The organism is Bartonella sp. MM73XJBT, assembly GCF_028618465.1.
Taxonomy (GTDB): Bacteria; Pseudomonadota; Alphaproteobacteria; order Rhizobiales; family Rhizobiaceae; genus Bartonella.
Map to the genome: position 1 here is coordinate 1 of NZ_JAQISY010000037.1, position 9,339 is coordinate 9,339.

Annotated in this window: 5 protein-coding genes and 3 pseudogenes; 4 read left to right on the forward strand and 4 right to left on the reverse strand. The window is 39.7% G+C overall.

Annotated features, from left to right (window positions below):
- Window positions 1-510 precede the first annotated feature (510 nt).
- The gene (gene rpmE / locus PVV69_RS08340; protein ID WP_144751381.1) at window positions 511-732 is read right to left on the reverse strand and encodes a 50S ribosomal protein L31; all 222 of its coding nucleotides are present in this window, start codon (window positions 730-732) and stop codon (window positions 511-513) included.
- A 187-nt stretch (window positions 733-919) separates the two neighbouring features.
- Between rpmE and PVV69_RS08345 the strand changes: the two genes are divergently transcribed.
- On the forward strand, window positions 920-2,710 hold the full coding sequence (locus PVV69_RS08345; protein ID WP_273757144.1) for an ABC transporter transmembrane domain-containing protein: 1,791 nt from the start codon (window positions 920-922) through the stop codon (window positions 2,708-2,710).
- Window positions 2,711-3,307: 597 nt separating this feature from the next.
- Window positions 3,308-4,726, forward strand: a complete 1,419-nt coding sequence (locus PVV69_RS08350; RefSeq protein WP_273757145.1) for a hypothetical protein — start codon at window positions 3,308-3,310, stop codon at window positions 4,724-4,726.
- A gap of 483 nt (window positions 4,727-5,209) precedes the next feature.
- Here the strand turns inward: PVV69_RS08350 and PVV69_RS08355 are convergent.
- The 3 genes and pseudogenes from PVV69_RS08355 to efp all read right to left on the reverse strand — a co-directional run.
- Window positions 5,210-5,430 (reverse strand): annotated as a pseudogene (locus PVV69_RS08355) (inositol monophosphatase family protein); the annotation flags it as partial.
- A 747-nt stretch (window positions 5,431-6,177) separates the two neighbouring features.
- Window positions 6,178-6,969 (reverse strand): inositol monophosphatase family protein, encoded by a 792-nt coding sequence (locus tag PVV69_RS08360; RefSeq protein ID WP_273757146.1) that lies wholly within the window; start codon window positions 6,967-6,969, stop codon window positions 6,178-6,180.
- 11 nt (window positions 6,970-6,980) lie between these two features.
- Window positions 6,981-7,556 carry an elongation factor P gene (gene efp, locus PVV69_RS08365; protein ID WP_273720657.1) on the reverse strand — a complete coding sequence of 192 codons (576 nt, stop codon included), beginning with the start codon at window positions 7,554-7,556 and terminating at the stop codon, window positions 6,981-6,983.
- A gap of 667 nt (window positions 7,557-8,223) precedes the next feature.
- On the opposite strand from efp, the pseudogene PVV69_RS08370 reads away from it, so the two are divergent.
- Together PVV69_RS08370 and PVV69_RS08375 are read left to right on the forward strand one after the other, a co-directional pair.
- A pseudogene (locus tag PVV69_RS08370) lies at window positions 8,224-8,634 on the forward strand (helix-turn-helix domain-containing protein).
- 360 nt (window positions 8,635-8,994) lie between these two features.
- A pseudogene (locus tag PVV69_RS08375) lies at window positions 8,995-9,339 on the forward strand (helix-turn-helix domain-containing protein); the annotation flags it as partial.

The following is a 9,339-nucleotide window of genomic DNA, read 5'->3' on the forward strand; positions in this document are numbered from 1 at the left end:
CGTCAAGATACTTTGCGCTTCTAGAGTGCGTTTTGCTCAAGGACTGTGTAAGTGGTTGCCATTGATGCACAGACATTGCCAATATAAGAGGGGCAAAATGCATGGGCTCTTGTCCGTTTGTTGCTTTTGTGTCAAGGAGTTAAGGATTGTTCTGTTTTTTGAACTGGGAGTGTACTGGAGGCGCATGTGGTCATTCCATTGTGCGCTGCTTTGAGGTGACAGACTGCTTTTCGCCTGTTTCAGGGAAGAGTCTCTGTTCTTTTTTCTCTCTATTATCACGGTCTCGGGCACAATCAACCGTTATTGTTTATCAGACACACAAAAAGCCCCGCATTTTAAGGCAGGGCATCTTTTCTTGGAAATTTTACATGTGTTTTTTATAAAAGCCTGAATTGTAAAAGTCATGAAACTGTATTCTTTTTTGTCTCAAGAAGTTTCATTGTTTTTAATGTGCTCAAACTTTATGAAACATTTTCTGTCTTTTACCATAATAGGCTTTTAAATAGGCTTTTACATGCCAAGATTACCAAAACGGTTTTTGAATTTAGAAACACGACCACCACGGTCTACGAGGGTTTGAGACCCACCTGTCCATGCTGGATGGGTTCTTGGGTCGATATCCAGATTCAGGACGTCCCCTTCTTTTCCCCAAGTGGAACGCGTTGTGTATTGGCTACCATCCGTCATAACGACGGTAATTTTGTGATAGTCGGGATGAATATTCGCTTTCATGCGTCAAACCTTTTGTGTTTGTAAAATGAAGTGGCACTTGCTCATTTTTTAAGTGCGCTTCCTTTGTCTTTTTGATAAATTAATTAAAGTACCATTTCTATAACCGAGCACGCATCAAAAAACAAGTGTTCAAGATACATCATTGTATCAACGGTTATGGACAATCTAATAGAGTGAGCAACCCCTTATGAATCTCTTTAATCATTCAGAAAAATCTACCACACCTTCTGTGAAAAATTCTTCATTCTCTTCGCTTAAAACTTTTGCTCCTTATCTTATCCGTTATCGTTGGCTGTTTATTTTTGCTTTTTGTGCTTTAACCATTGCTGCTCTTATCACACTCGCTTTGCCTGTTGCTATCGGTAAAATGTTTGACCATGGTTTTTCTGCCTCAAGCCATGGGCATATCAATTTTTATTTCTTTATGTTATTTGTTTTGGCTTTGCTTCTCGCCCTTGCTTCGGCTTGCCGTTATTATTGTGTTATCACTTTGGGAGAACGGATTGTTGCCGATTTACGGCGTGATGTTTTTGTCCATATTATGAAACTTTCGCCTGCTTTTTTTGATAAGTCTCATTCTGGTGAACTTGTTTCAAGGCTGCTCACCGATACAACGCAAATAAAATTAGCCGTTGGCTCAACCGCCTCTACTGCTTTACGCCATTTGATTGTGGTCATCGGCGCAATCGTGATGATGGTTATCACTAATGCAAAATTATCTGCATTGGTGCTGCTTGCCATTCCCTTTGTTGCTATTCCGTTAGTTGTCTTTGGGCGCAAGGTTCGTACACGTACACGTGCAGCACAGGACCGTGTCGCAGATGCCAATGCTTTGGCAACCGAACAGGTTAGTGCTATTCGTACTGTACAAGCTTTTACCGCTGAAAAACTTGTTGCGACACGTTTCTCACAGTTGATTGAGCGTGCTTTCCAGACAGCGCGCACTTCTGTGATCTTGCGTTCTTTTTTTACTGGCTTTGCCATTTTTCTGGTTTTTAGCAGTGTGGTTGCTGTTTTATGGATTGGCTCTCGAGATGTTTTAAATGGCACTATGACGGCAGGAACTTTAGGTCAGTTTGTTCTCTATGCCGTTTTTGGAGCAACCACTTTTGCACAATTATCGGAACTTGGTGCAGAATTAATCCAAGCAGCAGGCGCTGCTGAACGGCTTGCCGAATTGCTACAAGAACAGCCTACTATCTTAGCACTAGGAAATCCTTCCCCTTTGGCAAAGCCTGTTCAAGGCGCACTTATTTTTGATCAGGTGGATTTTACTTATCCTTCCAGACCAGAAGACAGGATTTTGCGTTGTCTTTCTTTTTCTATCAAAGCGGGTGAAACGGTTGCTTTTGTTGGCGCTTCAGGGGCGGGGAAAAGCACAATTTTTTCTTTAATTCTTCGTTTTTATGATCCAACAAGTGGAAAAATTTGCTTTGATGGCGTGGAAGTTAATCGTCTCTCTTTGCAAGATTTACGTGGTGCAATCTCTTATGTTCCACAAGATGTTGACATTTTTGATGGCACGCTGCGCGATAATATTATGTTCGGGACAGAAAATGTCGTGGAAGAGCAAATTATTGCTGCTGCTCAAGCAGCCAATGCCCTTGAATTTATTGAAGCCTTACCAAATGGTTTTGATACCGAAGTGGGAGAACGCGGTACGATGCTTTCTGGTGGACAAAAACAACGCATTGGTATAGCCCGGGCGATTTTAAGAAATGCTCCCCTGTTATTGCTTGATGAAGCAACATCTGCCTTAGATGCAAACAGTGAAAAGTTGGTGCAAGAAGCCTTAGAAGGGCTCATGCAAAATCGAACAACATTGGTGATTGCTCACCGTTTGGCAACAATTTTAAAAGCCGATCGGATTCTCGTGATGGATAAAGGCGCCCTTGTGGAAGAAGGAACCCATGCAGAGCTTGTGGCAAAAAATGGCGTTTATGCTTACCTCGCCAAATTGCAATTTTCTCCCGAATAAGTCTTCATGATACAAGAGCCAGTAGATTTAAGAGTACCACTCTTTTCTGGTAGGTTTATTGCTTTTAAGGACTCTTGAAAAAAAGAGGGGCAAGAGGCTATTTCTTGAATTCTTGAATGACCTTTTATTCTGTGAAATGGCGTATTTTTAATGAAAAAGCTTTTGTGTACAGAATATCTTGTCTGTGTAAAGATAAAATGATGTCAAGTTCAGACGCCCAATGCTTTCGTACTGTTGTAAGTTCGAAAAGCTGATAAATGGGAAAATAAATGCTTTTTGTTGATGTGACTCAACAGGGTGAACAGAGCAGACAGCATGTTTTGTTGTGTTAAGATTTTTAGTTCTTTGCTCCCTATTTTATGGATTATGCCTTTTGAGGGCTTATAAGGCTTTTTTAGAGTGCATAAAGCATGATAGCAGTATAATTAAATACGAATTGTTGTATATTACCAATGCAATAAGCTATATTTTGTGTATTATTTTTATTAAAATAAAATATGTAGTGCTTCTCAAAGCAGATATGCACATAATGATACAATATCGAGGAATCGGTAAGGGAGCTGTACTCAATGTCGGTGAGGATAAAAGAGAGTAAGAATGGGTGATCACGATACTTTCATGGTTATAGTAGGAATAATCATAGCAGGGAGCATAATCTACGGCCTTTGGAAGGCAATAGAGAAAGGCTGGAATGCGGGGTTCAAAGATACAATTTTATTCATTATCATACTTGGGGTGCTTTGGTTTTGCGGATTTTCAACGAAGGCTTTGTTAATTGTGGCAATTATAGCCTATTTTGTGGAGAGTTTAACGTTAGCATTCGCAAATCATCAGAAAAAGCAATTAAGTGAACAACTTGAGCAATGTGAGAAATTACTGCAGCTACGATATCGAGAGTGCGCGATATATCAAAATATTCTTGCACAAGGAGAGCAAAGGCTTTTTCAAAAAACGCAAAAAATATCAAAGGAATGGATTGCGCAATGGGATGAGGGAGTAAGGCAATGGGAAAGGAGTATACTGGAAATAAAAAATCCTGGGTATTTTTCTGAAATTAGTGACAAGCAGTATCCGGTGGTGGTGGCAGATATTTGTGCTCAAGGATATGCAAATACATTTCTTCTTTATGAGGATGCGCTGAGAGTAAAATTTACTGCAGAGCAGATTGAAAGAATAAATGAAGTAATGAGGCGTCCACTTTTTAAGGAAGCTTATCCTAAAGTCGTGCGATTAATGAAACAGAATGGCATTAAATTGCGAAAGTTTGTGGATCCTTTGACGAAAAAAAAGCGCTATAAGCCTACAATGATGTTGCTTCATTGGTGGTTATATATGATTGATGATATGATTACAGCTGAATATGAACAGCAACAAAAAGATAAAGCTTCAGGGCACTATAAAGAGCTAGCATCTATGGAAATCTACTTTGAAGATATACCTAAATACACAGAATATGAAACGCTAGAAAAGATACTGAGAGGATTTGGTAGTCTGCCTTGTAGCGGACTATGCATTTGTAAAAAGGTGCTTCTCTCATTATTGTATGATATTTCTAGTGATTATAAGGCAGCAAGAGAAACTTTTATTTACTATAAGATGCTTATTGATACGGTGAAAGAAGGATATATTGCCTTTGATGAAGATTGTTGTTACTCTACGGTTGAATGGGCAATACAGGTTTGTAGAAAGAGAGATAAAGAAGAGAAAAAAGGCCTTAGTATTTCTGAAGAGATGCCAACATTTGAAGAAGCTTACAAATTAGGCGTTGAAGCATGGATGAGGTCATCAAATGAGACATGTGATAACCGGTTGATCTTTTGGAAGAAGCTTATCACAATAGGAAATTCAAAAGAGAAATTAAAAATTATCTTTGGTGATAAGAAGGTGCAAGCATTGCAAGCGGCTATTGATAAAGAAAAAGAACGGTTTGAGAATGAAATACAATCAGCAATTCTCGCAAATAAATATTTGAATTACGATCAATCTTGTGAGCATTTTATAAGTTATCTGAAATAACGATTAAATGAAGGAGATGGGGGGAGTATTGTATGAATCAATGAATTTGCTGGGATCTCTATCACTGTACAGTAGTGAAAACTTTTGAGAGGCATATGTGACAGCTCTTAGCAAAGAGGAGAGGCGTTTGGAGCCAATCTTTTTCTTTTTGCTTAGTATCAAGAGAATATAAGGGGTAGGGGAGGCTTTTTACCTTGGCTGTTGCTTTTGAGAGCATTTTGTTGTGATGGTACTTTTTGTCTTATAGTTTTTTGTAGGGGAATGGAGGAAAAAGCAGGATTAATAATATTTGCTCAGCTGTCATTGCATCTTTTGAAGCTTATGGCGGCATTGATTGTTTTTGATGACTTTTTGTCACCATCTTATCCGTTATTTCCTATCATTTCTGTAAAGAAAGTTGAAAATCCTCTTCTCCATTGTTTTTCGAATTCTAAGGGACTTTCTCTGTGGACTTTTTTAAACACAGTGTTAAGGCTATAAGGTTTAAATGCCTTTTTTGAGAACTCTCTTTAGTTTCGTGCGGATGTATTTATTGCCGGCAAGGATATTTTTTTGCCCAAGATATCGTTACCGCCGTCCTTATCGGTGACAAAACCACCGATTTGGCGGACCATTCATATTCCAGCAGCCATATGCCAAATTTGTGAGCTATCTTCCCAATAACCATCGGTTCGACCAGAAGCGCCATAAGCACAATCAAGAGCAAGCCAGCATCATCATTATATTTGCCAGCTGCCAATGTTGCGACAGCCTTTGTATTTGAGAGCATTCATAACAGCTATTTTGGGTCCTTTCTTGTACAGTTTTTACCCACACGCTAGTCCCGCTTGTGACGTGCAAAAAAATGGTTTTGATTGATTCAAGTTAAGCAGATTTGAAATGAGAGAATCTTACGATATTCGGGGTTCTTATTCAATATGAATAACACTAAATTATCATTATAAATCAATATATTATTAAGTAAAGCAGCGCCAAAACGGCGAAGTCCAGAAACTTTCATTACATTGCAAGAGTGCAATGAGAGAGGTTGTGTGGCTTGGGCGACCAAAAATAGGGGGGCCCATGATAATGGCACATTAAAAATTGTTCTTTTGAGGTTTAAATGCCTTTTTTGAGAACTCTCTCTCATTTGGTGGGGTTGTATTCATTGCCAGCAAGGATATTTTTTGCGAAAGATATCGTTGCAACCTTCCTTATCGGTGATAAAACCACCGATTTGGCGAACCATTCATATTCCAGCAGCTATATGCCAAATTTGTAAATTGTTTTCCCAATAGCCATCGGTTCTTCTTGGTGGCTAATGACATAAGCTCAATCAAGAGCAGCAGCGCCAAAACGGCGAAGTCCAGAAACTTTCATCACATTGCAAGACTGCAATGAGAGAGTTCCTATGATCTTGGCAACAGAAACGGGGGTGCCCATGGTAATGGCATATTATTCTCTTTTGAGGTTTAAATGCCTTTTTTGAGGACTCTCTCTAGTTTGGTGCGAATAAGTTCATTGCCAGCAAGGATATTTTTTTTGCGAAAGATATCGTTGCCACCTTCCTTATCGGTGACAAAACCACCGGCTTCGCGGACCATTAATATTCCAGCAGCCATATCCCAAATTTGTAAATTGTCTTCCCAATAGCCATCGGTTCGACCAGAAGCGACATAAGCTAAATCAAGAGCAGCAGCGCCAAAACGGCGAAGTCCAGAAACCTCTGCCATCACATTGCGCAGTTCAATGAGATAGGTCCCATGACCTTTGCTCCCCAAATGGGGCATGCCTGTGGCAATGACACAATCTTCTAACTTGCGCCGTGCAGAAACGCGACAACGCCGGTCATTAAAAAAAGCACCACCACCACGTTCAGCAGTAAAGAGTTCATCACTTACCGGATTATAAATGACACCAGCAACGATTTTTCCTTGACTCTCTAAAGCAATGGAAACAGCAAAAAAAGGTATGCCATGGAGAAAATTTGTCGTACCATCCAGAGGATCAACGATAAAACGGTGTTGTGAATCTTCGCCAATGATTTCCTCAGACTCTTCCATCAGAAAACCAAATTTGGGGCGCGCTTTGCTTAATTCATTAAAAATAATTTTTTCTGCTTTACGATCTGCTTGACTTACATAATCTGCTGGTCCCTTCAAAGACACTTGCAAATTTTGTACCTCTCCATAATCACGCACCAGCGAGCGCCCTGCTTTCATTGCGGCTTGCACCATGACATTCATGATTGCAGAATGTGCCATGTTATATTCCTTTATTTATCCTTTTCATTTGCACGACGCAAATAAGTTAATTCGTTGGTATCGACAATGACACGTTCACCGGCATTAATAAAGGGAGGGACAAGAATGCGAATACCATTTTCAAGAATGGCCGGTTTATAAGAGGATGTGACCGTTTGCCCTTTGATGGCGGGGTCAGCTTCAGCAATCGTCACCACAACTTGATCAGGGAGCGATATGCCAATGGGCTTTTCTTGATAAAGTTCAACCGTGACAGTCATCCCATCTTGGAGAAAAGCAGCGCGCTCACCAACAAAATCCTTTTGTAATTCAAGCTGTTCATAAGATTCTGAATCCATAAAAATGAGAGCATCACCTTGTTGATAAAGAAAGGTAAAGTCCTTTTGTTCAAGGCGTACGCGCTCAACCGTTTCAGCAGCACGAAAGCGCTCATTGAGTTTTGTACCATCAATGAGGTTTTTCATTTCAACTTGATTAAATGCACCACCCTTTCCTGGTTTTACGGCGTTGCATTTCACAGCAACCCATAGGCTGCCTTGATGCTCAATTACATTACCAGGGCGAATTTCATTGCCATTAATTTTCATCGTCTCTATCCAATTCTATGCCTGTAAAAAGAGCTCTCTTTTGTCTTTATGGCTCTTTCCCTCGTTGTTTTGGCAGCGAGCTCTCATGTTGCTTTTAGGGTGAGCCTCCTTGTTATCTTTGCGGTAGGCTCTTTGCTTGTCTTTGCGGTAGACTTTTTTACACTCTGAAAGAAAAGCCTAGATAAGTGCCGCAAAAAAGAGCTTTTCAACTCTTTGCAAGATCATAAAAAATGCCAAGACGCAAGCCTTTTAAAAATTTACACAAAGATTTTTGCATAAAAATTGTTATGGGGATTCTTATGGAGATTTTACAGGGGGGATGAAAATTTATCTCTTGGGAGCACAATGATATTATTTTTTGAAAACAGAAGGGGGGGTTGTTGCGTCTTTGCGTGTTTTTTCCCATTGTATATTGTTATGATCTTTCATACAGCAAAGCTGTCGTCATTCTTATTGCTAATCCTCTCAAATTACTTTATGAATTGAGAGGTGTTTGGGTCGCATACGCAACGACCAAGAGGGACAACAAGCCCTAAATCCGAGCGTAAAAATGAACCCGCTTTGCGGGTGTCCCGGGATTCCGGGAGATTTTGCACTGTCCAAGTGCTGTAAGCACTAAAAGCAAAAGACTGATTTGAGTTCAGTGCTTTTAACTCCCGGAATACCAATGCGAGGGCGCTCGCAACCGGTGGGAGGGAAAATGCAAAGTAAAAATCCTTATAACGACATTTTCAATGACAAATTCATTGGCAAAAAAAATTCGCTTTAGACGAAACATGCTGAAAATGTCTCAAAAACAATTAGGGCAGTCTTTAGGAGTAAGTTTCCAACAAATTCAAAAATATGAAACAGGATTAAATCGTGTTGGAGCTGGGCGTTTAAAGGAAATTGCTAATATCTTAAATGTTCCTATTGCCTTTTTTACGCCGATCTCTTCACAAAACAAAACACCCCAACCCATCATGATGAAGTTGCATCGAGCAGAGAAGAATATCTGCTTTTGAAAAGATTTAGAGTCCTTGCTAAAGTAAAACAAAGAGCAATTTTACAATTAATCTCTGATCAAAATGAAATCTAAAGAAAGAATGTGATAGGCTCTGTTTCTCCGCATGCATGGGAGTTTTTTAAAAGCCTCTCTCAATATGAGGCTTTTTAATTGCATGAAAAGCACACCACTACTCACCTTAAAAAATGATATGTTAAGAAACACTGTCGTCATTTTTATTGTAAATAATTTCAAATTACTTTATGAATCGAGAGGTGTTTTGGTCGTATACGCGACGACCAAGAGGGACAACAAGCCCTAAACCCTAGCGTAAAAATGAACCCGCTTTGCGGGTGTCCCGGGATTCCGGGAGATTTTGCACTGTCCAAGTGCTGTAAGCACTAAAAGCAAAAGACTGATTTGAGTTCAGTGCTTTTAACTCCCGGAATACCAATGCGAGGGCGCTCGCAACCGGTGGGAGGGAAAATGCAAAGTAAAAATCCTTATAACGACATTTTCAATGACAAATTCATTGGCAAAAAAAATTCGCTTTAGACGAAACATGCTGAAAATGTCTCAAAAACAATTAGGGCAGTCTTTAGGAGTAAGTTTCCAACAAATTCAAAAATATGAAACAGGATTAAATCGTGTTGGAGCTGGGCGTTTAAAGGAAATTGCTAATATCTTAAATGTTCCTATTGCCTTTTTTACGCCGATCTCTTCACAAAACAAAACACCCCAACCCATCATGATGAAGTTGCATCGAGCAGAGAAGAATATCTGCTTTTGAAAAGATTT

Coding starts and splice junctions, on each gene's coding strand:
- rpmE (WP_144751381.1), bottom strand. CDS start 732: ATGAAAGCGAATATTCATCCCGACTATCACAAAATTACCGTCGTTATG.
- PVV69_RS08345 (WP_273757144.1), top strand. CDS start 920: ATGAATCTCTTTAATCATTCAGAAAAATCTACCACACCTTCTGTGAAA.
- PVV69_RS08350 (WP_273757145.1), top strand. CDS start 3,308: ATGGGTGATCACGATACTTTCATGGTTATAGTAGGAATAATCATAGCA.
- PVV69_RS08360 (WP_273757146.1), bottom strand. CDS start 6,969: ATGGCACATTCTGCAATCATGAATGTCATGGTGCAAGCCGCAATGAAA.
- efp (WP_273720657.1), bottom strand. CDS start 7,556: ATGAAAATTAATGGCAATGAAATTCGCCCTGGTAATGTAATTGAGCAT.